Below are 22,974 nucleotides of genomic sequence, written 5' to 3' on the forward strand. Positions count from 1 at the left end.
TTATGCTATTGTTAATTCTTCAAACATTGGTTCTTCTGTTGCTAAACGTTCTAAAGCGCGCTTATATTCAGTTGGCATCACTTTTACAAAGTTGTCTAAGCTTGTATCCCAATCAGCTAATAATGTAGCACCTTTTTTGCTTTCAGTATATAAAACATGTTTTTCTATTATTGCTTTTAATTCGGCAGCATCTTCTTCAGAAATATATTCAAACTCGATAGTTTCTGTATTACAGAGACCGTTAGAAAATTTGTTTTCTGGATCGTATACATAAGCGATTCCACCACTCATACCAGCGGCAAAATTTCTTCCTGTTTTTCCCAAAACAATTACTTTACCTCCCGTCATGTATTCACAACAGTGGTCTCCAACTCCTTCTACAACTGCGGTTGCTCCCGAATTACGAACGGCAAACCGTTCCCCTGCAATTCCGTTAATATAGGCTTGTCCATTTACAGCTCCAAACAAACAAACATTACCAACAATGATATTGTTTTCTGCTAAAAAATCTGCTTTGGCTGGTTTTTTTATAATTAGTTTCGCACCCGATAATCCTTTTCCTAAATAATCATTGGTATTACCCTCAATGGTAAACGTTAATCCAAAAGCTCCAAAAGCTCCGAAACTTTGTCCGGCAGAACCTGTAAAGTTGATATTTAAGGTATCTTCAGGCAACCCTAAATGCCCGTAAATTTTTGAAATTTCATTGCTTATGATTGCTCCAACTGTACGATTTGTATTTTTAATTGGATATGCAAGGTTCATTTTTTCTTTTCTATATAAAGCTCTATGAGAGTCTTTTAAAATAGTAAAATCTAAAACATTTTCTAAATTATGATCTTGTTCTTCAGTGTTTTTAACGATCATGCTTTTATAGCCTGTAGGTCTATGCAAGATGCTAGATAAATCTAATCCTTTCGCTTTGTAATGCTTGATTGCTTTATTTGAATTTATTTTATGAGTTTGACCAACCATCTCAGCTAAGGTTCTAAAACCTAATTGAGCCATTATTTTTCTTAATTCTTCAGCTACATAAAAGAAAAAGTTAATTACGTGTTCAGGAGTTCCCTTAAAGTTTTTACGCAATTCTTTGTCTTGGGTAGCGATACCAACCGGACATGTATTTAAGTGACATTTACGCATCATAATACAGCCAGAGGCTACTAGAGGTGCGGTCGCGAAACCGAATTCTTCTGCACCTAATAAAGCAGCAATAGCAACATCTCTTCCTGTTTTTAATTGGCCGTCACACTCTACAACAATTCTACTTCGTAAACTATTCATTACCAATGTCTGCTGGGCTTCTGCTAAGCCAAGTTCCCAAGGCAACCCTGCATGTTTTAAAGAGGTTAGAGGAGAAGCTCCAGTACCGCCATCATAACCAGATATTAAAACAACATCTGCTTTGGCTTTTGCAACGCCAGCAGCAATAGTTCCAACACCAACTTCGGAAACTAATTTTACATTAATTCTTGCTTCACGATTTGCATTTTTTAAATCAAAAATTAATTGTGCCAAATCTTCAATCGAATAAATATCGTGATGCGGAGGAGGAGAAATCAGTCCTACAAACGGCGTTGAATTTCTTGCATCTGCAATCCAAGGTAAAACTTTATAGCCCGGTAGTTGACCGCCCTCTCCAGGCTTGGCACCTTGTGCCATTTTTATTTGAATCTCTTTCGCATTTGTTAAATAATGAGAAGTTACCCCAAATCTACCAGAGGCTACCTGTTTAATTGCAGAGTTTCTGCTATCTCCGTTTATATCTTTTTGAAAACGTTTTCTATCTTCACCACCTTCACCAGAATTAGATTTACCTCCAATTCTATTCATAGCGATGGCCAAGTTTTCGTGAGCTTCACGCGAAATAGAGCCATAAGACATGGCGCCTGTTTTAAAACGTTTTACAATCTCTGTCCAATCTTCTACTTCTTCTAGAGGAATAGGGTCTAGGTTATCGAATTCAAATAAGCCACGAATAGTCATTAAGCTTTCTGCTTGCTCATTAATAGCATTTGCATAAACATCGTAACTATCTTGATCACTCAACCGAACAGCTTGCTGCAATTTAGATACGGTAGTTGGATTAAATAAATGACGTTCACCATTTCTTCTCCATCGATAATCGCCACCAATATTTAAACTTAAATTTTTATTAATTTTATTATCTGGATATGCTTGTTTGTAGCGCTGGTCTATTTCTTTTTCAATTTCATACAAGCCAATACCTTCTATCCTTGAAGCTGTGTAAGGAAAATATTTTTCTACAAATTGGGAGTTAAATCCAACAATCTCAAAAATTTGAGAACCTCTGTAGGAATGCAGTGTAGAGATACCAATTTTGTTCATTACTTTCAAAATCCCTTTTCCAATTGCTGTATTAAAATTGTCAACAGCTTTTTGCTCATTCATGCCAGTAATGAAACCTTCTTTAACTTGCATTCTGATAATTTCATTTACCATGTATGGATTTACGGCACTTGCGCCATATCCAAATAAAGTGGCAAAATGATGTGGTTCACGTGGTTCTGCAGATTCAATAATAATATCAAAATAAGAGCGTTTACGTAAACGGTTTAATTGGTGATTTACAAAAGAACAAGCAAGTAAAGCCGGAATTGGTGCAAGTTCTTGACTTATACCTCTATCTGAGAGAATAATAATATTATTCTTTCTTTCTAAGGCTTTCTCAACTTGAATAACAATGTTATCCAATGCATCTTCAAGACCATTTAATCCCTTTGATTTTTTATATAAAATTTGAATCGTTTCTGCTTTGAAACTTTCAATATCGATAGATCTTATTTTTTCTAAATCAGCATTAGAAATCACTGGATTTTGAATTCTTAGTTTTCGACATTGTCTCTCTGTGATGCTAAAAATATTTCTGTCTTTTCCTAAATTTAAACTTATGTCCGTTACAATTTCTTCACGAATTCCGTCTAGAGGCGGATTTGTAACTTGCGCAAATAATTGTTTAAAATAATTTGAAATTAATTGAGGTCTATCAGATAAAACAGCTAATGGAGTATCAGTTCCCATTGAGCCTAGAGCCTCTTTACCCACCAATGCCATTGGCGTAATTACTTCTTGAATGTCTTCAAAGGTATAATTAAATAATCGTTGGCGTGTTTTAATATCAATAGATTCTATAGGGCACGTTTCACTTGTGTAAGGTACATCCTTTAAATGCAAACGTGTTTTATCTAACCATTCTTGATAAGGTCTTTCAGAAACAATTTTGCTTTTGATTTCTTCATCTTCAATAATTCTTCCTTCATTCATGTCAACCAAGAACATTTTTCCTGGTTCTAGTCTTCCGTGTTCTTTTACGTCTTCGGGAGCAACATCTACAACACCAATTTCTGAAGACATAATTAATTTACCGCTTTTGGTAACTGTATATCTTGATGGTCTTAGACCATTCCTGTCTAATAAAGCTCCAATATAGTCCCCGTCTGTAAAAGGTACAGAGGCAGGTCCATCCCAAGGTTCCATAATACACCCATTGTATTCATAAAAAGCTTTACGCTCTTTAGACATGGTTTTATGTTTTTCCCAAGCTTCAGGAATCATCATCATCATAATTTCAGGTAATGAACGACCCGTATGTGTTAACAATTCAACTACCATATCCATAGAGGCAGAATCAGATTTGCCTGGTAAAATTATTGGAAAAAGTTTGTCGATTTGTGGTCCAAAAACATCACTTTTCATGATTTCTTCACGAACACGCATTCTACTTACATTGCCTCGTAGTGTGTTTATTTCTCCATTCTGACACATGTGCCTAAAAGGTTGTGCTAATTCCCATGTGGGCATTGTATTGGTAGAAAAACGTTGGTGCACTAATGCCAAACGAGTAACTAAATCTATTTCTTGTAAATCTTTATAATAGGGCCCAATATCTTCAGGCATGATAATGCCTTTATATATAATCGTGGTTATGGATAAACTTGGAATGTAAAAATAGTTACTTTCAGAAATTTTTGATTTTCTGATGGTGTGCTCTGCTATTTTTCTGGCAGCATATAGTTTCGCTTTAAAAGTAGCTTCGTCAATTTTATCAGTTTTTCCAATAAAAAGTTGTTCTATATTCGGTTCCGATGCCAAGGCTATTTCTCCTAATTGATAAGAATCTACGGGAACTTCTCTCCATCCTAAAACAGCAAGTCCTTGTATTTTTAGTTCTTTTTCAAAAGTTGTTTTGCAAAAATCATATTGATTAGAAACCTTCGGAAGAAATACCATTCCAACTGCATATTCTCTCTGATTTGGAATTGGGAAATCACATACTCTCTTGAAATAGTCATGAGGAATGTCTATTAATAAACCAGCACCATCACCTGTTTTTCCATCTGCACTTACACCGCCTCTATGTTCTAGTTTTTCTAGAATTTCAAGTGCATCATGTATAATTTGATTCGTTTTATCTCCATTCAAATTACAGATAAAACCAGCGCCACAATTTTCGTGTTCAAACTCTGGTAAATATAGTCCTTGTTTTTCCATATTGTATTCAATTATATATACAAATCTATGTATTTTGTTGAATATAATTCAGTCTTTAGGTCCGTTTAATGTAACTTTTATGATGAAATTAAAATAGAGGTGTAAAAAACATATTTATGGTAATTAAATAGGTTTTAATTGTTATATCCGTAAAAACAAGAAAAACACCTTTAAAATAGTAACTTTAAAGGTGTTTTATGTTAATAATGATAAGTATTAGTGTTCGTTCAGTCTAAAATCAGGATATGCATCCATGCCATGTTCATGAGCATCTAAACCTTCTAACTCTTCTTTTTCACTCACTCTAATTCCAATAGTCTTTTTTAAAGTAAATATGATAATGAATGAGGTAATTAAACAGAAAACTGCATAGGCGCTAACTCCAATTAATTGACTAATAAATTGATCCGCACTTGCTAGATTTCCAAACAGACCAACGGCTAAAGTTCCCCAAATACCGCAAACTAAATGAACTGCAATGGCACCAACTGGATCATCTAATTTTAATTTATCAATTAAACTAACGGCAAATACAATAATTGTACCTGCAATGGCTCCTATTAAAATAGCGTCAGTTGGAGACATTTGATCTGCTCCAGCAGTAATACCGACTAATCCACCAAGAATTCCGTTTAGAAACATTGTTAAATCTAGGTTTTTAAACATTATAGCAGAAATCATAGCTGCAAAAACCCCTCCTGCCGCTGCAGCTAAACAAGTGGTTACTAATGTTAAAGAAGTAAGTGCTGGATCTGCGGATAAAACAGAACCACCATTAAAACCAAACCATCCTAACCAAAGAATTAAAACTCCAGCGGTTGCTAATGGAATGTTATGTCCAGGAATTGCTTGAATTTTTCCTTTTTTGAACTTTCCAATTCTCGAGCCTAATAAGCAGACAGCTACTAGAGCTGCCCATCCACCAACCGAATGTACTAAAGTAGAGCCTGCAAAGTCATAAAAAGGCGTGTCTAATTGGTCTAAAAATCCACCACCCCATTTCCAGGAACCTGCTATTGGGTATACAAACCCTACATACACTATGGCAAAAATCATGAAAGGTAAAATTTTCATTCTTTCCGCAACCGCTCCAGAAACTATGGTTGCTGCAGTCGCTGCAAACATTCCTTGAAATAAGAAATCTGTCCAATATGTATAACCTTCATTGTATGCCAAGTCTAATGCTCCGGCATTAGTAAGAGGGGATGACAAGCCAAAGCCTGCAAAACCAAAGATTCCCGCGGATCCTTCACTAAAACCAGGGTACATTAAATTGAACCCCACAAAACAGTAGAGTAATAGCCCACTGGTGATTATAAAGATGTTTTTGAATAATATATTTAATGTGTTTTTTTGTCTGGTTAGTCCGATTTCTAAAAATGCAAAACCTAGATGCATAAAGAAAACTAGTGCAGTACAGATCATCATCCATACATTATTTATTGTAAGTAATTCCATTGTTAATTATAAGTAATAAATTAATTTAAAGTTTCTCCTCCTTTTTCTCCGGTTCTAATCCTGTAAGCATCTTTAATTTCGCTAACAAATACTTTTCCATCACCAACTTCGCCTGTTGAGGCTGATTCTAAAATTGTTTTTACAGTAATGTCTTCAAAATTATCATTTACAACAATTGCAATGTGTCTTCTTTGAATATCACTTGTGCTATAGCTAACGCCTCTGTAGACATGACCTTCTTTTTCATTTCCAAGACCTGTTACATCCCAATAAGAAAAGAAGTTGACACCTACTTGGTGCAATGCTTCTTTTACAGCTCTAAATTTTGATTTTCTGATAATTGCTTCAATTTTTTTCATGATAAAAATTTATTCGGTTGTTTTTAAAATTTGTGAAAAATAATAAAAAATATTTTTTCATAAGAAATCACACAACTAATAAAAGTTGTGTGATTTCTTATTTCGATTCAAATTTAGACTCTATTTGTCATCTTCATATTCTCTTTGTCTTTTGCCTGGGTAAGCAATAGAACCGTGCTCAGAAATATCTAATCCTTCAATTTCTACTTCTTTAGAAACACGCAGTCCCATAGTCGCTTTTAAGATTCCAAAAACAATAAAAGATAAAACTACCGCCCAAACGGCATATGCTAAAACACCAATTGCTTGAGATCCTAATTGAGAAGCTCCACCACCATTGAATAAACCAATACCAGTATCACCATCTACACCCCAAAGACCAATCACTAAAGTACCCCATGCACCTGCAACACCGTGCACTGAAGCCGCGCCAATTGCGTCATCAATTTTTAATTTCTTTTCGATAAATTCAATCGAGAACACTACGATAACACCTCCAATTAGACCAGCTAATACACCGCCTTCAGGAGTCATGTTTCCGCAACCAGCAGTAATACTTACTAAACCAGCTAATGCTCCGTTCAATGTTTGTGATAAATTTGGTTTACCGTACCAGATCCAAGTTGTTATTAACGCTCCTAATCCACCAGCAGCAGCAGCTAAATTTGTCACTAAAACTACGTTTGAAGCTCCGATTGCATCTGCGCCACCCCAAGCTAATTGAGATCCACCATTAAAACCAAACCAACCAAACCAGAGGATAAAAACTCCTAAAGTTGCTAGTACTTGGTTGTGACCTGGGATTGGTAATACTTTGCCATCCACATATTTTCCAATTCTAGGACCTACCATAAATGCAGCGACTAAAGCAGCCCATCCACCAACAGAGTGCACAATAGAAGAACCTGCGAAATCGATGAAACCAAGCTTGGTTAACCATCCTTCACCTTGCCATTGCCATCCACCAGAAATTGGATAAATGATTGCGGTCATAACGATAGAGAATATAATGTATGTTGTATATTTTGTTCTACCAGCAATTGCTCCGGATACAATAGTTGCGGCTGTTGCAGCAAACATTGTTTGGAAGAATAAATCTGCTCCTTCCCCCTGGAATAAACCGCTCCAAAAGAACCACCCATTTGAAGTATCTCCATACATTAAAGAGTAACCCACTAGCCAAAAAGTTAAGGAACCTACACAAATGTCGAGTAAGTTTTTCATTGCAATGTTAACTGCATTCTTAGATCTTGTCATTCCAGATTCTACTAATGTAAAACCAGCTTGCATCAAGAACACTAAGATACCTGCAATTAGCATCCAAAGCATTCCCATGTCTCCATTTATTTGTTCAACAGCCTCTGCAACTCCTGCTGCAGCTGTGTCTTGTATTAATGTTAGAAATAAACTCATATTTATATTTTTTAATTAATTATCTTTTGAGAAATTACGAGACTAGAAACTCGTAAGTTTATTCTTTTTCACAGCAATTTACCTAATCATTTTATTTTCTTAGAAAGAATAAACTGCGGCTAAAGCAAAAGAACTTAAAGCTTTATCACCTACAAAGGCTGCTTCAGAAGCTGAATCTAATCTTAATTCTGGAATTATGGTTAAAGAACCAATTGTATAGTTACCTGTTAAAGTAGTTGCAAATACGCTAGAGTCCTCAACGCCAGTTCCAATTGCACCAAAATCTCCATCTTCTACAAAATATTCAGTTCTTAAGCCAATTTTAAATGAATCAGAAGTAGCTATCTGCGGGTATAATGCCGCGCCATAGAATCCCGGAGCATCATCTCCTGAAAAATAAGCTGCGTTTATACCTAAAAAGAAAGTTTCTGATACATCAAAACCACCTGTAAAGTCGATCTCGTAAGCTCCTGAATCTAATAAAAAATTGATGTACTGACCAGAAAAGCCTAATTGAGCACCAAATGCATAGCTGCCAGTTGGGTTAAATTCCGTAGCATCAGTAGGGTTCATTATTGCTAACATCAACGATGTGTTTTCTGATAAAGTAAAATCTGCTTTTATTCCTGTATGACTGAATGGTCCATAAGAAAATAAGTAAGATGTACTATAGTTAAAATTAGCAGTTGGAGAAATTACTTCATACCCTAAAAAGGTATTAAAGTTACCAATTGTAAGTTTTACTTTTTCACTTACATTCCAGTAAGCATACAGTTGATTTATTACTTCAGAACTTCCAGTTGGAGATCCAAAGACAGCATCATTTCCTCTTGGTCCGTATACCATGTCAGCAACAAAGCCAACTTTTTCTCCTTCGTAAGCAGCAACCAAATTAATCATACCTAAAGCAAAACCTGGTTGATTAGCAAAAGAGCTGCCCGGAGCGGTATCGAAATTACCTCCACTGATGTTGCCTCTAAAATAAGTGTCTACACTTCCACTTAATGTGAATTTTTTTTCCTCTGTTTCTTGCCCAGTCATCACTAAGCTACTTGCTACTAATAAAGTTAAAATAATTTTTTTCATGATAATGTTCTTTTAGTTTTTATTGATTTTTATTATTTGAACGAGCCAAATGTATATATTAAATTCAAATTAACAAGGGGGTGTTTTTTCGAAAACGTTGTAATTTTAAATTGTACCCTCAAAAAAATAGGGGTTAAATTGAGATAAGTTTAATTATTTATTTTTAAAGGGTGTAAAATAGGATGTTTACAAAAAAGTTAGATATATTTTTAGGATATTCATAAAAATGCGCTATAATTAAAAAAAAATACAATTATTGTACATTTGTCCTTATGAAATATTCATTTTCCTATCTAATTCGCTTACAGTTTCTTGGTTTTCGTTTTTCTGGTTGGCAAAAACAAACCAATGCTAAGACGTTGCATGACATGGTGGATAAAACCTTGTCTTTTGTTTTTGAGGATACTAGTTTTAAAACCATTGGTATTGGTAGAACGGACGCTAAGGTTTCGGCAAATCAGTATTGTATACAGCTATTCGTGGACACTCTAATTGAGGAAGATTCTTTTATGAAATCGTTAAACTCAAACTTTTCTCCAGATTTTAAAGCAATTTCGATGCGTAAAGTAGATCGAAGTTTCAATATTATTAAAGCGTCCAAGTTAAAAGAGTATCATTATTATTTTTCTTTTGGGGAGAAGAATCATCCTTTTGCAGCTCCTTTTTTAGTAAATATTGAGGGAAACCTTAATGTTAATAGAATGATTAAAGGAGCAAAACTGTTTGAAGGGGAGCATTATTTTCATAAATATTGTACAAAACCTTCTGAGCAAACTATTTTTAAAAGAGTAATTGATTCTTGTGAAATTGTTACAAACGATATATTGACGGCAAGTTTTTTTCCGGAGCATTCCTATGTATTAAAGGTAAAAGGTAAAGGGTTTTTAAGGTATCAGATAAGATTAATGATGGCGACCTTATTTGAACTTGGAAAAGGAAATCTTGATATACAATTTATTGAATCCTCTTTAAAAGAAGATAATGATCAAAAATTCTTACGAAATATTGCGCCGGCTTCTGGTTTGCAACTGTATGCGATTGAATTGGATAAATAACCAACAAGAGAGTCTGAGCGATAAATAGAAGCGATATTCTTTTTAAAAATACGCCCAAAAGAAAAATCCACCTTTTAAAAAGATGGATTTTTAAATACTATATATAATGAGTTGTAATTTATCCTTTGATGACGCCTCTAGAAATTACAATTTTCTGAATTTCGGAGGTTCCTTCATAGATTTGAGTAATTTTTGCATCTCGCATTAAACGCTCTACATGGTAGTCTTTTACAAAACCATTTCCTCCGTGTATTTGAACCGCTTCTACGGTTTGTTCCATGGCAACTTTAGATGCATATAGTTTGGCCATGGCAGAAGACATATCGTAGTTATTGCCTTGGTCTTTGTCCCAGGCAGCTTTCATCACTAACATTCTCGCAGCCTCAATTTCTGTGTACATATCTGCTAACTTGAAGGCGATCGCCTGATGATTGCAAATTTCTGTACCAAAAGCTTTACGTTCTTTAGAATATTTTAAGGCCAATTCGTAACCTCCGGCAGCAATGCCCAGTGCTTGTGCAGCAATACCAATTCTTCCTCCAGAAAGTGTTTTCATGGCAAATTTGAATCCAAATCCATCTTCTCCAATTCTATTTTCTTTAGGCACTTTTACGTCATTAAATTGCAGTGTGTGCGTATCCGAACCACGAATTCCTAATTTATCTTCTTTTGGGCCCACATGAAAACCTTCGGTTCCTTTTTCGACGATAAAAGCATTAATTCCTCTATGACCTTTTTCTCTGTCAGTCTGCGCAATCACTAAATATACGTCTGCGCGTCCACCACTAGTAATCCAGTTTTTTGTTCCGTTAATGAGATAATGATCTCCTTTGTCTTCTGCTGTTGTTGCTTGCGAAGTTGCATCTGAACCTGCTTCTGGTTCACTTAAACAGAAAGCACCAACAAATTCTCCTGTGGCTAATTTTGTTAAATATTTTTGTTTTTGGTCTTCATTTCCATAAGCTTCTAGACCATAGCAAACTAAAGAATTATTTACAGAAACGATGACAGATGCAGAAGCATCAATTTTAGAAAGTTCTTCCATAATTAATACATAAGAAATAGCGTCCATGCCACTTCCTCCATATTTTGGGTCTACCATAATTCCCATAAAACCAAGATCTCCCATTTTTTTTACTAATTCTTTCGGGAACTCTTGCTTATTGTCTCTTTCTATGACACCAGGTAATAATTCTGCTTGCGCAAAATCTCTTGCAGCATCACGTATCATGATGTGTTCTTCTGTTAAACTAAAATCCATCTATATATAATTTTATAATATTCGTAGTTTTTGGCGTCAAAGATATCGATTTCGTAACATATTTTCAACAGACATTTGTTAATTTTACAATTATGAATAAAAATGAGATTTTTACAATTGGTTTAATGTCCGGAACTTCTCTAGATGGTATTGATTTGGTATATGTGAAATTTAAAAAAGTTAGCTATAAAGATTTTGATATACTTCACTCAGAAACAATTTCATATCCTAAAAAATGGAAGTCAGCTTTACAAAATGCAATCAATTTTTCAAGTGATGAATTAAAATTTCTAGACATTGAATATGGCACTTTTTTAGGAGCTAAACTTAATGAATTTATTGATAAATATCAGATTCAAAATATCGATTTTATAGCTTCTCATGGACACACGGTTTTACATCAACCAGAAAAGGGGGTTACGCTACAAATTGGCAATGGTCAAGTTATTGCAAATGATACAAAACAAAAAGTAATTTGTGATTTTAGAACGCAAGATGTAAAATTGGGAGGTCAAGGTGCGCCTTTAGTGCCGATAGGGGATGCATTGCTTTTTTCGGATTATGAATATTGTTTAAATCTTGGAGGTTTTTCGAATATTTCCTATGCTAAGGAAGGTGAAAGAATCGCTTTTGATATTTGTCCTGTAAATATTGTTTTGAATCATTATGCAAACAAATTAGGATTAGCTTATGATGCATCAGGAGATATAGCTTCGAAAGGAAAATTAAATCAGCAGCTTTTTGATAAATTAAATTCTTTAAAATTTTATCAGCAAAACCCCCCAAAATCTCTAGGTTTAGAGTGGGTGAAAGAGCATATTTTTCCTCTTATTGATGATTTAGAAATGGATATTTCGGCAATATTAAGAACTTTTGTAGCGCATATCGCTTGTCAGATTTCTAAAATAATCAAAGAAAATAACTCGGTTTTAGTTACAGGTGGAGGTGCTTTCAATTCTTTTTTAATGCATCAAATTGAAATAAGTTTACAGCACAAGATTTTATTGCCTAAAAAAGAATTGATAGATTTTAAGGAAGCATTAATTTTTGCTTTTTTAGGTTTGTTAAGGTTTGATAATCAGGTTAATTGCTTAAGTAGTGTCACAGGAGCAAAATACGATCATTCATCTGGAATGATTTTTTTGCCTTCAGGGGGGTAATAAAAATTTGAGCAATCCTTTTTTTTACTGTAAGTTTGTGCAGTATCAACTAAATAATATTCCTAAATTTTTAAAAATGAATCAACTTTAGCTTTTCCCCAGAAGGGGATTTCAATGCAAGATTAAAATTGTTGAAAGGAACAAAAAAGTAAGTTAATTTATTTAAAATTTTATAATGAAAGAATTATTAAAAAAATACGAAAACAAACAGCCAGAAATTGTTTTTCATTGGAAAGATCAAGAGACTGAAGCAGAAGGTTGGACCGTGATCAACTCATTAAGAGGCGGAGCAGCTGGTGGCGGTACAAGAATGAGAAAAGGCTTAGACATGAATGAAGTTTTGTCTTTGGCAAAAACAATGGAAGTAAAGTTTACGGTTTCAGGACCGGCGATTGGAGGGGCGAAATCGGGCATTAATTTTGATCCGAGTGATCCAAGAAAAAGAGGAGTTTTAGAGCGCTGGTATAAAGCGGTTACACCATTGTTAAAACATTATTATGGTACCGGTGGAGATTTAAATGTAGATGCAGATAAAGATGTAATTCCGATTACGGAAGATTGTGGTGTTTGGCATCCACAAGAAGGGATTTTTAATGGTCATTTTAAGCCCACGGAAGCAGATAAAATAAATCGAATTGGTCAATTGCGTTTAGGCGTGATTAAAGTAATAGAAGACAAGCAATTTTCGCCTGATTTATCTAGGAAATACACGGTTGCAGATATGTTAACCGGGTATGGAGTGGCAGAAGCGGTAAAACACTATTATAATATTTACGGTGGTAAAATTGAAGGGAAAAGGGCCATTGTTCAAGGATTTGGAAATGTAGGTTCGGCGGCTGCGTATTACCTAACACAATTAGGCGCAAAGGTTGTTGGAATTATAGATAGAGATGGTGGTGTCATCAATGAAGATGGATTTTCTTTGGAAGAAATGAGGAATTTATTTTTAGCCAAAGATGGGAATAAATTGGTTTCAGAAAAGATGATTTCTTTTGAAGAAATTAATGAAAGAATATGGGGTTTGCCAGCAGAAATTTTTATTCCTGCTGCGGCTTCAAGATTGGTTTCAAGAGATCAAGTGCAACAAATGATAGATGCAGGATTAGAAGTAATATCTCCTGGCGCGAATGTTCCTTTTGCGGACAAAGAAATTTTCTTTGGACCTATTATGGAATATACAGATAATCATTTAAGTTTGTTGCCAGATTTTATTTCGAACTGTGGTATCGCTAGAGTTTTTGCTTATTTAATGGAGGCAAGAGTACCTTTACCAATGCAAGACAAAGCTATTTTTGAGGATACATCTACGGTTATCAAAAAGGCCTTGCAAAAAACGTTTAAAAAAAGTGCATCAAAAACAAAAATATGTTCAACTGCGTTTGAAATAGCGCTTAAACAATTGTTATAAACTAAATTAGAGAATATGGAGTCAGTAATTATTATAGTATTTGTGATGGGATATTTGGCCATCACGTTAGAGCATAATTTAAAATTAGATAAACTAATACCAGCATTAATCATGATGGCGGTATGTTGGGCATTGGTTGCTCTTGGGGTAGATAATTTTACAACATGGTTTGATTCCAGTAAACATGCCTTAGTAGATGGTTTTGGTAGCCTAGCACATGATGATAAATTACATTTAGTAGAAGAAACCTTATTACATCATTTAGGGAAAACTGCTGAAATTTTAGTGTTCCTTTTAGGGGCCATGACCATTGTTGAAATCATAGATTATTTTGATGGGTTTTCTACCATTAAGGGGTATGTGAATTTTAAAAGTAAAAAGAAGTTGTTATGGATGTTTTCTGTATTAGCGTTTATTTTATCAGCAATTATAGATAATTTAACAGCAACTATTGTCTTAATTTCCATTTTGCAGAAAATTGTTAAAACGAGAGAAGATAGAGTCTGGTTTGCGGGTTTAATTATTATTGCGGCAAATGCTGGTGGTGCTTTTTCACCAATTGGGGACGTAACCACAACAATGCTTTGGATCGGAGATAAAGTAAGTACGGGAATGTTATTTACTTATTTATTTATTCCTTCCTTATTATGTATGATTGTTCCTTCTTTTATTGCAACATTTTTACCAGCCTTTAAGGGGGATATTGAATTTGACGTAAATGAAGTTGAAAAGCCAAAAAGTGAGCATAGTGGAAGAATGTTGTACTTAGGTTTAGGCGCTATTTTGTTTGTCCCTGTATTTAAAACAATAACACATTTACCTCCTTATGTAGGTATGATGTTGTCCTTAGCTTTTGTGGCTACTTTTGCAGAAATTTATAGTAATTCGAAATTTTCGATTTCTAGTGTAGACGCCGATGAGGCTAATGAGCATGCAGAACATGCCACGCATAGTCCTGTCCATTCCTCCCTATCTAAAATCGAAATGCCAAGTATTTTATTTTTCTTGGGTATTTTAATGGCAGTTGCGGCTCTAGAATCTTTAGGTATTTTATTCAACTTTGCAGATAGCTTAAAAGAAGGCATTCCTTTAATTGGTTCTGAGTTAGAAGGTACTGAAGTTTCGGATTTAGTAGTTCTTTTATTGGGAGTAGGTTCTGCGGTTATAGATAACGTTCCATTGGTGGCAGCGAGTTTAGGAATGTTCTCGGAAGGTTTAGACAATCCTTTATGGCATTTTATTGCATTTTCAGCAGGAACTGGTGGGTCTATGTTAATTATAGGTTCTGCTGCTGGGGTTGTAGCCATGGGAATGGAAAAAATAGATTTCTTTTGGTATTTTAAAAAAATATCTTGGTTAGCATTAATAGGTTTTTTAGTGGGCTCTTTAGCATTCGTGGTATTACGAATGTTTATATAGTCACCTTAAAATAATGTAAAGAAATGTCATTTTGTAAAAGTACAGAATGGCATTTTTTTATATAAAGAAAGTGCTATGCTTTTTTTTTGAAACAATTTAAAAAAAGAATAGTCGTTACTAGAATAGAACTTAAAAGAGAATTGAATGATATCATTTTTTCAAGATAATAAAGAGCTTTTAGAGGAGGTGGCTTCAGAAGAAAAAACACTTTCTATCTATAAATTAATTATGGATGGTGGCGTAGGCGGGCAAATAATAATAGCCATTCTTTTTGTACTGTTAGCAGTTGCTTTATATATTTATTTCGAACGTTTTTTTGCGATAAAATCTGCATCAAAAATTGATGAAAATTTTATGAATCAAATTAAAGAGTATGTTTCTAATGGTAAATTAGAGTCTGCAGATGCGCTTTGTAAAAGTAAAAACACGCCAACGGCAAGATTAATTGGTAAAGGGGTTTCTAGAATTGGGAAGCCTTTAGATGATATTACAAAAGCGATAGAAACTGCAGGAAAACTTGAGGTTTATCAATTAGAAAAAAACGTCAGTGTCTTAGCTACAATTTCTGGTGTAGCCCCAATGATAGGTTTTCTAGGAACTGTTATCGGAATGATTATTGCCATTCATGAAATCGCAAATGCAGGGGGGCAAATAGATATTAAATTGCTTTCTGACGGATTGTATACTGCAATGACTACGACCGTTGCAGGTTTAATAGTGGGTATTATTGCATATATTACCTACAATCATTTGGTGGTAAGAACTGATAAAGTGGTGTATCAAATGGAAGCAAAATCGGTGGAGTTTTTAGACTTATTAAACGAGCCGGTATAATATGAATTTACGCGGAAGAAATAAAGTAGATCCATCATTCAATATGTCGTCCATGACGGATATTGTTTTTTTATTGTTGATATTTTTCATGCTTACATCAACATTGGTAACCGTGAGTGCAATCGATGTTTTATTGCCAAAAGCCGGAGGGAAAACAGAGAATAATAAATCTGTAGCGGTAACCATAACCAATAAATCATTATTTTATATTAATAAAACAAGGGTAAGTGCAGCAAGATTAGAGCGCGAGATTTTAAAAAGTGTAGGAGGCGATAAAAAGAAAACAATTGTTATTAGGGGAGATAAAGATGTTCCCTATAAAAATGTGATGAAAGTAATTGACATTGCAAATAAGAATAAATTAAAGATGATTTTAGCCGTAAAAGGCAAGTAATGAATTGTTCTGCAAGATTTTGTTTTGCAGATATAAATGTAAAAATGGCACTATTAGACACCAAACATAAAAGAAAATCAGCAATAATTACAGCAAGTATATTGCTGTTTTTGTTGTTTGTTATTTTTAATTTTGGGATGCAATATATAGATCCGCCAGAAGAATATGGGTTGGCAATAAATTTTGGAGATGCTACTGTTGGAAGCGGAAACCCTGTTGAAGAAACGAAGAAAATTTCAGTACCAAAAGTAGTGGAGAAAGAAGTTGTTGTTGAAGAAGAGGTAAAAGAAACTTCTAAAGAAACAATTAAAGAAGAAATGATAACTGAGGACACATCAAAAGAAGTGTCTGTTGTAGAGAAGCAAAAAAAAGTTAAAAAGTCGGTAGCGAAGGATATCAAGAAAGAGATTCCAAAAGAAATCCCGAAGCCTAAGCCATCCAAAGAAACTACAGACGCACTAAATAGCTTGTTAAACGGAAATGCTTCTGATGTAAATCAGAAAGGTGAAGGAGATGATAGAGAAGACGGTGTAAAAGGAAGTGAAAAAGGAGACGCAGATGTTTCCAAATATTATGGAAATACTGGAAGTGGTGCTGGAGGGAATTATAATCTTGCAGGAAGGAAAGCCTTGTCTAAACCGATAAAACAGCCAGAATGTCAAGAAGAAGGAATTGTTGTGGTCAGAATTGTTGTGGATAAAAACGGCAAAGTCATTCGTGCAATTCCGGGTATTAAAGGCTCTACAAATACGGCTGCATGTTTATTAAAACCGGCAAAAGAAGCTGCCCTTAAAACCACATGGAATGCAGACGAAAAAGCACCAAACAATCAAATAGGAACTATTATTTATAAGTTTTCTTTAACGAAATAATCACGTATTTTTGCAATATGAATTACCAACAAACATTAGATTGGATGTTTGCACAATTACCAATGTATCAAAGAGAAGGTAAAACTGCGTTCAAAAAAGATTTAACCAATATTTTATTATTTTCTGAGGTTTTAAACTTTCCTGAGAGAAAGTTTAAAACCATTCATGTTGGTGGTACCAATGGAAAAGGTTCTACCAGTCATATGTTAGGGTCTATTTTACAAGAAGCAGGTTATAAAGTAGGTTTGTATACTTCACCGCATTTAAAAAATTTTACAGAGAGAATTAGAATAAATGGAAGAGAAATCCCGAAGCGGAAAGTAACCTCGTTTATCAATAAACAGAAAGGTTTTTTGGGAAAAAAAAAATTGTCCTTTTTTGAAATGACTGTTGGTTTGGCTTTTGATTATTTTGCAAATGAAAAAGTGGATATTGCTATTATAGAAGTAGGACTGGGAGGAAGGTTGGATTCTACAAATATTATTACTCCAGAAATTGCGGTAATCACAAATATAGGATTAGATCACACACAATTTTTAGGGGAAACATTACCTGAAATTGCCTATGAAAAAGCCGGAATTATAAAAAATAAGATTCCAGTAGTTATTGGAGAAAAACAAACGGAAGTATTGGATGTTTTTTTAGAGAAGGCAAAAGAATGTCAATCTGAAATCTATTTTGCTTCAAATGATGTTAAAAATTATCCGTTAGATTTATTAGGAGATTATCAGCGGGCAAATAGTAAAACGGCTGTTGCTGCAATTCAGCAATTACGTGGATTTACGATTTCAGAAAAAAATATTTTGGATGGTTTATTGCATGTGGTGAAAAATACAAACTTAAAAGGAAGATGGCAGGTTTTGCAAGAGAATCCGAAGGTGATTTGTGATACTGCGCATAACAAAGAAGGTTTAGCTATTGTTTTAAATCAGCTTAAAAAAGAGCAATATAAAAAGCTACATATTGTTCTCGGAGTTGTCTTGGACAAGAATTTAGATGAGATTTTACCGATGTTTCCAAAAGAAGCCACCTACTATTTTTGCAAACCAAATATCCCAAGAGGGCTTTCGGAAGTTGTTTTACAAGAAAAAGCGACAAATTTTGATTTGTATGGTAAAAAATATATGACAGTAAAAAAAGCTTTAGCAGCAGCTTTAGATAATGCAAATCAAGAAGATACAATTTATATTGGAGGTAGTACTTTTGTAGTTGCAGAAATAATTTAAATAAAAGTTCATTTTTCTTTTGGTAGAGTTAAAATCTATTTTATATTTGCCACCGCTTAGGGAACTAAGCGAAATAAGTTCAAAGCTTCCTATATAAAATTATGAAGTTATTCCTTTTCAATAGGAATTAAAAAGTAGAGGGCAATTAGCTCAGTTGGTTCAGAGCATCTCGTTTACACCGAGAGGGTCGGGGGTTCGAATCCCTCATTGCCCACATCAATCAAAATCCTGACGATTTTTCGTCAGGATTTTTTGTTTTCAAAAAAGCGAAATGTATTTCAGCTTTTTTTGAAGACAAAAAATAGTGAGCATGCAGTGCGCAGGATTGTATTTGCAGCAGCGGTTTCAATAAGGGATCTGCAATCCCTAGCCTTTGTTAGGGCAAAGCAATGAATCAATTCCAAAACTTGTTGGGTTTTAGAATTATGCAAAAATAGTAGTTAGTCTTAAAAGTAAGAATTCTATGTTTCTTGCCTCTCTGTATTGTGCTATAAAGGCTTTAATTTTTTTCTAATACTGACGGGTTGGCATTAAAAGACTCAACTTAAGCGTCTGTGCATCAATTAACAATATAGTCGAGTATGTTTTTTAATCTATAGATGTTTTTCTAGAGATACTTTGGAAGCTTTTTAACGGTGTTTGCTTGACCAATTTTAGCATAGACAGAATGATGATTAGATTCAGTTTGTCATTCATGGGAAGTATTACTGTTAGAAACCGATTTTTTTGAGAAAACTAATACCTCACTTCGGAGCTATGCTGAACAATTTAATTCAAAATGTATTTTGATTTCATTCGCGTTCTACATAATACTTAGATTTTCCTTGGTAACTCGTTTACCTAAAAAGTACCAACGATTCTTAAGCCTGTAAATTCTGGAGAAAATTGTGGTGTATAGTTTAAAGAAATCTTCTTTTGTTTCGTTCTGTTTAAAATACCTCTTGCTTTCCAGCTGCTTCTAACAACTGATCGCCCTATTAAAGTGCCTACAATAGCACCGGCAACCATATCGCTAAACCAGTGTTGGTGGCCCTTAACGTTGGAGAAAAATACAGCGCTCATAACTCCATAGGGAATCCAATAATTATCATACTCCATTTGAATTACCTTGGCTAGAGCAAAAAAAGTAGTGACATGCATTGAAGGCATACCCGTTGCTTTCCAATCTGAAAAAACTATTTCGTTTTCTCTACTATTAAAAAAGTCCCAATTGCTATTGGTAAAAGGTTGGCCTTTGGTAGTGGTGTTTAAGGGACTTTCCGGTCTATTTCGGCCAAAAATCGTCTTTAAAGTAATTTGCGTAATTAATGTTGAGTACGCGATAGCTTTAAAAGAATTAATTCCCACATGTTGCCCCTTTTCACTATTACCAATTAAAGACCCAATATACAACCCAATAATGGGATAAGTCAGATATGAGTTTTGACCATTTATCCATTCATTTTTTGTGTTTTTTAAAAAATCAGGAGTTATATTGGGTAAACTATAATCTATATTGGGCTCAACATGGTTCTGCCAAGCTTTCGTAGTAATTTTATCAGTGGCAATTAACCCCAAAATACCAGCGGCATAGTAGCCAGTTTTTTTCCAATCATCTGAAACCTCTTTTCCTAAAAACACAAAATCACTTGGTATGGTGTTAAAACTAGTTTTGATGACAGAACCAGCAGTTTGAAAGAGGTTTTTCTTTTTAGGTTGATTTTGAGAAAAAATAGCGAGGGAAAAAAATAGCAGAAGGCATTTTAAAAAGAGTTTCATCTTAATGATTTTTATGTTTTTTGATTCAAAAAATTTTAACCCAAAAATACAATTAACCAACAAAATAATTCTAAAAAAATAAAAGTTTTCTTTTTAGAATTTATATTAACAATTGCTTTTGCTATTTTTTTTATTATCTTTTGATGATGAATATGATTTTTTAATGAGGCTGAGTCATTATAATCACTGGTTCTCTTGCATTTGTTTTTAGGAAGTTTAACATACATCTGTTGAAATCATATATCGTATTATTTTTAGCTCGATTAAGAGGAAACATAGTTGGTTATCGTCATTCTAAATCATAGTTTTGTTTCTTTTCCTCCAGTATCTTTATGCTTCTGTTATTCCAAAATTTGACCGGCCGATTGGTAGGAGCGCTTTTATCAATTCCGAAACATAATTCTGGTATATCTTATTTTTGGTAATGAGATTTGTAATAAAAGCATTAAATTTTTAAAAATGATTTCATGCATCTCATAAAAAACCTTTTTTGTAAATTTACATTCTCAAAATATATGATTTGTGAGTAAAATTAAAATAGGAATTATTGGGCTTGGTTATGTCGGCTTGCCACTTGCTAGGCTCTTTGCAACAAAATATGCGGTTGTTGGTTTTGATATCAATTTGAATAGAGTTGCAGATTTAAAAAAGGGAACAGACTTTACGCAAGAAGTGGATCACAGTTTGCTAAAAGAAGTTCTTACCAATGATTCTAATCCTGAAGTTGGTCTTTTTATTACGGCTGATTCAGAATTTTTACAAGATTGTAATTATTATATTGTTACAGTTCCCACTTCGGTTGATAAAAACAATCAGCCTGTATTAAAACCATTACTTTCTGCGAGTAAAACCATTGCGAAATACTTGCAGAAAAAAGACATTGTCATTTATGAATCAACCGTGTACCCCGGAGCTACTGAAGAAGATTGTATTCCTGTTTTAGAAAAAGAATCGAATTTAGTTTTCAATAAAGATTTTTTTGTAGGCTATTCTCCCGAAAGAATTAGTCCTGGAGACAAGGTGAGAACTGTAGAAAATATTTTAAAAGTTACTTCAGGTTCTACGATTGAAACAGCCCAAAAAGTAGATGCGCTTTATAAATCTGTGATAAAAGCAGGTACCCATTTAGCACCTTCTATAAAAGTTGCAGAGGCTTCAAAAATAATAGAAAATTGTCAACGAGATATCAATATTGCTTTTGTAAATGAATTGTCAAAAATATTCAGTTTAATGGATATTAACACCAGCGAAGTTTTAGAGGCAGCCGCTACCAAATGGAATTTTCTTCCGTTTAAACCTGGCTTAGTCGGTGGTCATTGTATTGGTGTAGATCCTTTTTATTTAGCTCAAAAAGCTCAGCAATATGGGTATTATCCAGAAATTATTCTTTCTGGAAGAAGGTTAAATGACAGTATGGGGCATCATATTGCTTCTGAAGTAGTCAAGTTGATGATTGATAAAGAGTTGAAGGTGAAAAGAGCTTCGGTTTTAATTTTAGGGATTACCTTTAAAGAAAATTGTCCAGACATCAGAAATACAAAAGTAATTGATTTATATCTTGCGCTAGAAAGCTTTGGGCTTCAGGCGGATGTTTATGATCCTTGGGCTAAAAAAGAAGAAGTAAAAGAGGTGTATGATATCGATTTAATTGATGAAGTGTATAGCAAGAAATATGATGTTATTGTTTTAGCAGTAGCGCATAAAGATTTTAAAAATATTGATATTGTACAATTGAAGAACAAAGAAGCTGTCGTGTATGATATCAAAAATTTTTTAGCAATTAAAGATAAAAGTTTATAATGAAAAATTTTGCATTAATAGGGGCTGCAGGATATATTGCACCAAGACATTTAAAAGCGATTAAAGAAACAAATAATCAATTAATTGCTGCCTTAGATAAGTTTGATAGTGTGGGGATACTAGATAGTTATTTTCCAAATGCCGACTTTTTTGTTGAATTTGAGCGTTTTGACCGTCATATAGAAAAATTAAAAAGAGCAGGAGTTTCTTTAGATTATGTGAGTATTTGTACGCCAAATTATCTACATGATGCACATATTAGAATGGCGTTAAGAAGAGGGGCAGATGCAATTTGTGAAAAACCTTTAGTTCTAAATCCATGGAATGTCGATGCTTTAAAAGATATTGAAAAGGAATCTGGACAAAAGATTCATACCATTTTACAATTAAGGTTGCATCCAAGTATTATTGCCTTAAAAAATAAAGTAGCGGCTGAACATAAAAAAGAAAAATACGAGGTAGATTTAACCTATATCACTTCAAGAGGGAAGTGGTATGATGTTTCATGGAAAGGCGATGAAAGTAAATCTGGCGGAATTGCCACCAATATAGGTGTTCATTTTTACGATATGTTGTCTTGGATTTTTGGCGATGTGCAAGAGAATATCGTGCATGTAAGAGAGAAAAATAAAGCTGCTGGATATTTAGAGTTTAAGAATGCCAGAGTGCGTTGGTTTTTGTCTATTGATGAAAATGATTTACCGGAATTTATAAAAGAAAAAGAACAAAGAACTTTTCGTTCCATTACAATTGATGCGCAAGAACTAGAATTTAGCGCCGGTTTTACAGATTTGCATACAAAAAGTTACGAGCAAATTTTAAAAGGAAATGGTTTTGGACTTGAAGATTCTGAGAAATCTATAAATATAGTGCATGATATTAGGAATTTAACAATAAGTGCTGCGGGGGTTAAGCATCCCTTTTTAAATAAACAAATATAGCTATCTTTGCCAAAAACA

At 34.0% G+C, this 22,974-nt stretch carries 17 protein-coding genes and 1 tRNA gene; 11 read left to right on the top strand and 7 right to left on the bottom strand.

What is annotated here, in order from left to right:
* The 5 genes from gltB to BLT88_RS04035 all read right to left on the bottom strand — a co-directional run bounded on the left by gltB (position 1) and on the right by BLT88_RS04035 (position 8,828).
* Positions 1 to 4,512, bottom strand: a complete 4,512-nt coding sequence (gltB, locus tag BLT88_RS04015; protein WP_091953149.1) for a glutamate synthase large subunit — start codon at positions 4,510 to 4,512, stop codon at positions 1 to 3.
* Positions 4,513 to 4,728: 216 nt separating this feature from the next.
* Positions 4,729 to 5,970 carry an ammonium transporter gene (locus BLT88_RS04020; RefSeq protein ID WP_091953151.1) on the bottom strand — a complete coding sequence of 414 codons (1,242 nt, stop codon included), beginning with the start codon at positions 5,968 to 5,970 and terminating at the stop codon, positions 4,729 to 4,731.
* A 20-nt stretch (positions 5,971 to 5,990) separates the two neighbouring features.
* Entirely contained in the window at positions 5,991 to 6,329 is a 339-nt protein-coding gene (locus tag BLT88_RS04025; RefSeq protein WP_036784863.1) for a P-II family nitrogen regulator, read from the bottom strand.
* Positions 6,330 to 6,449: 120 nt separating this feature from the next.
* Positions 6,450 to 7,742: an ammonium transporter gene (locus BLT88_RS04030; protein ID WP_091953152.1), complete on the bottom strand. Its 1,293-nt coding sequence runs from the start codon at positions 7,740 to 7,742 to the stop codon at positions 6,450 to 6,452.
* Between the two features lie 99 nt (positions 7,743 to 7,841).
* Entirely contained in the window at positions 7,842 to 8,828 is a 987-nt protein-coding gene (locus tag BLT88_RS04035; RefSeq protein ID WP_036784867.1) for an outer membrane beta-barrel protein, read from the bottom strand.
* A gap of 272 nt (positions 8,829 to 9,100) precedes the next feature.
* Between BLT88_RS04035 and BLT88_RS04040 the strand changes: the two genes are divergently transcribed.
* Positions 9,101 to 9,883, top strand: a complete 783-nt coding sequence (locus tag BLT88_RS04040; RefSeq protein ID WP_091953154.1) for a hypothetical protein — start codon at positions 9,101 to 9,103, stop codon at positions 9,881 to 9,883.
* 118 nt (positions 9,884 to 10,001) lie between these two features.
* Here BLT88_RS04040 and BLT88_RS04045 read toward each other — a convergent pair whose 3' ends face one another.
* The gene (locus BLT88_RS04045) at positions 10,002 to 11,144 is read right to left on the bottom strand and encodes an acyl-CoA dehydrogenase (RefSeq protein ID WP_036784873.1); all 1,143 of its coding nucleotides are present in this window, start codon (positions 11,142 to 11,144) and stop codon (positions 10,002 to 10,004) included.
* A gap of 92 nt (positions 11,145 to 11,236) precedes the next feature.
* Between BLT88_RS04045 and BLT88_RS04050 the strand changes: the two genes are divergently transcribed.
* The 8 genes from BLT88_RS04050 to BLT88_RS04085 all read left to right on the top strand — a co-directional run bounded on the left by BLT88_RS04050 (position 11,237) and on the right by BLT88_RS04085 (position 18,671).
* A complete protein-coding gene (locus BLT88_RS04050; RefSeq protein ID WP_091953156.1) occupies positions 11,237 to 12,304 on the top strand; it encodes an anhydro-N-acetylmuramic acid kinase in 1,068 nt (355 codons plus the stop codon).
* A 175-nt stretch (positions 12,305 to 12,479) separates the two neighbouring features.
* A complete protein-coding gene (locus BLT88_RS04055; protein ID WP_091953157.1) occupies positions 12,480 to 13,712 on the top strand; it encodes a Glu/Leu/Phe/Val dehydrogenase dimerization domain-containing protein in 1,233 nt (410 codons plus the stop codon).
* A gap of 15 nt (positions 13,713 to 13,727) precedes the next feature.
* Positions 13,728 to 15,131, top strand: coding sequence for a sodium:proton antiporter NhaD (nhaD, locus tag BLT88_RS04060; protein WP_091953159.1), 1,404 nt, complete (start codon positions 13,728 to 13,730; stop codon positions 15,129 to 15,131).
* 144 nt (positions 15,132 to 15,275) lie between these two features.
* Positions 15,276 to 15,965 (top strand): MotA/TolQ/ExbB proton channel family protein, encoded by a 690-nt coding sequence (locus BLT88_RS04065; RefSeq protein ID WP_091953160.1) that lies wholly within the window; start codon positions 15,276 to 15,278, stop codon positions 15,963 to 15,965.
* 1 nt (position 15,966) lies between these two features.
* A complete protein-coding gene (locus tag BLT88_RS04070; protein WP_036784884.1) occupies positions 15,967 to 16,359 on the top strand; it encodes a biopolymer transporter ExbD in 393 nt (130 codons plus the stop codon).
* On the top strand, positions 16,359 to 17,231 hold the full coding sequence (locus tag BLT88_RS04075; RefSeq protein ID WP_368086552.1) for an energy transducer TonB: 873 nt from the start codon (positions 16,359 to 16,361) through the stop codon (positions 17,229 to 17,231). Before BLT88_RS04070 ends, BLT88_RS04075 begins: the two co-directional genes overlap by 1 nt.
* A 17-nt stretch (positions 17,232 to 17,248) precedes the next feature.
* Positions 17,249 to 18,457, top strand: coding sequence for a folylpolyglutamate synthase/dihydrofolate synthase family protein (locus BLT88_RS04080; RefSeq protein WP_091953162.1), 1,209 nt, complete (start codon positions 17,249 to 17,251; stop codon positions 18,455 to 18,457).
* Between the two features lie 139 nt (positions 18,458 to 18,596).
* Positions 18,597 to 18,671, top strand: a tRNA-Val gene (locus BLT88_RS04085).
* Between the two features lie 626 nt (positions 18,672 to 19,297).
* Here the strand turns inward: BLT88_RS04085 and BLT88_RS04090 are convergent.
* On the bottom strand, positions 19,298 to 20,215 hold the full coding sequence (locus BLT88_RS04090; protein WP_091955645.1) for a phosphatase PAP2 family protein: 918 nt from the start codon (positions 20,213 to 20,215) through the stop codon (positions 19,298 to 19,300).
* A gap of 522 nt (positions 20,216 to 20,737) precedes the next feature.
* Between BLT88_RS04090 and BLT88_RS04100 the strand changes: the two genes are divergently transcribed.
* Positions 20,738 to 22,015: a nucleotide sugar dehydrogenase gene (locus tag BLT88_RS04100; RefSeq protein WP_091953166.1), complete on the top strand. Its 1,278-nt coding sequence runs from the start codon at positions 20,738 to 20,740 to the stop codon at positions 22,013 to 22,015.
* Complete coding sequence (locus tag BLT88_RS04105) at positions 22,015 to 22,956, top strand: Gfo/Idh/MocA family protein (RefSeq protein ID WP_091953168.1); 942 nt, start codon at positions 22,015 to 22,017, stop codon at positions 22,954 to 22,956. Before BLT88_RS04100 ends, BLT88_RS04105 begins: the two co-directional genes overlap by 1 nt.
* The last annotated feature ends 18 nt before the right edge of the window (positions 22,957 to 22,974 follow it).

Origin of the sequence: Polaribacter sp. Hel1_33_78 (assembly GCF_900106075.1) — a bacterium.
In the GTDB taxonomy this organism is placed as follows: domain Bacteria; phylum Bacteroidota; class Bacteroidia; order Flavobacteriales; family Flavobacteriaceae; genus Polaribacter.

What these genes read in the sequence shown, in the direction of transcription:
- BLT88_RS04070 (WP_036784884.1), top strand. Translation starts at nt 15,967, where the DNA reads ATGAATTTACGCGGAAGAAATAAAGTAGATCCATCATTCAATATGTCG.
- BLT88_RS04090 (WP_091955645.1), bottom strand. Translation starts at nt 20,215, where the DNA reads ATGAAACTCTTTTTAAAATGCCTTCTGCTATTTTTTTCCCTCGCTATT.
- BLT88_RS04030 (WP_091953152.1), bottom strand. Translation starts at nt 7,742, where the DNA reads ATGAGTTTATTTCTAACATTAATACAAGACACAGCTGCAGCAGGAGTT.
- BLT88_RS04025 (WP_036784863.1), bottom strand. Translation starts at nt 6,329, where the DNA reads ATGAAAAAAATTGAAGCAATTATCAGAAAATCAAAATTTAGAGCTGTA.
- BLT88_RS04080 (WP_091953162.1), top strand. Translation starts at nt 17,249, where the DNA reads ATGAATTACCAACAAACATTAGATTGGATGTTTGCACAATTACCAATG.
- BLT88_RS04040 (WP_091953154.1), top strand. Translation starts at nt 9,101, where the DNA reads ATGAAATATTCATTTTCCTATCTAATTCGCTTACAGTTTCTTGGTTTT.
- BLT88_RS04105 (WP_091953168.1), top strand. Translation starts at nt 22,015, where the DNA reads ATGAAAAATTTTGCATTAATAGGGGCTGCAGGATATATTGCACCAAGA.
- BLT88_RS04075 (WP_368086552.1), top strand. Translation starts at nt 16,359, where the DNA reads ATGAATTGTTCTGCAAGATTTTGTTTTGCAGATATAAATGTAAAAATG.
- BLT88_RS04035 (WP_036784867.1), bottom strand. Translation starts at nt 8,828, where the DNA reads ATGAAAAAAATTATTTTAACTTTATTAGTAGCAAGTAGCTTAGTGATG.
- BLT88_RS04050 (WP_091953156.1), top strand. Translation starts at nt 11,237, where the DNA reads ATGAATAAAAATGAGATTTTTACAATTGGTTTAATGTCCGGAACTTCT.
- nhaD (WP_091953159.1), top strand. Translation starts at nt 13,728, where the DNA reads ATGGAGTCAGTAATTATTATAGTATTTGTGATGGGATATTTGGCCATC.
- BLT88_RS04065 (WP_091953160.1), top strand. Translation starts at nt 15,276, where the DNA reads ATGATATCATTTTTTCAAGATAATAAAGAGCTTTTAGAGGAGGTGGCT.
- BLT88_RS04045 (WP_036784873.1), bottom strand. Translation starts at nt 11,144, where the DNA reads ATGGATTTTAGTTTAACAGAAGAACACATCATGATACGTGATGCTGCA.
- BLT88_RS04020 (WP_091953151.1), bottom strand. Translation starts at nt 5,970, where the DNA reads ATGGAATTACTTACAATAAATAATGTATGGATGATGATCTGTACTGCA.
- gltB (WP_091953149.1), bottom strand. Translation starts at nt 4,512, where the DNA reads ATGGAAAAACAAGGACTATATTTACCAGAGTTTGAACACGAAAATTGT.
- BLT88_RS04055 (WP_091953157.1), top strand. Translation starts at nt 12,480, where the DNA reads ATGAAAGAATTATTAAAAAAATACGAAAACAAACAGCCAGAAATTGTT.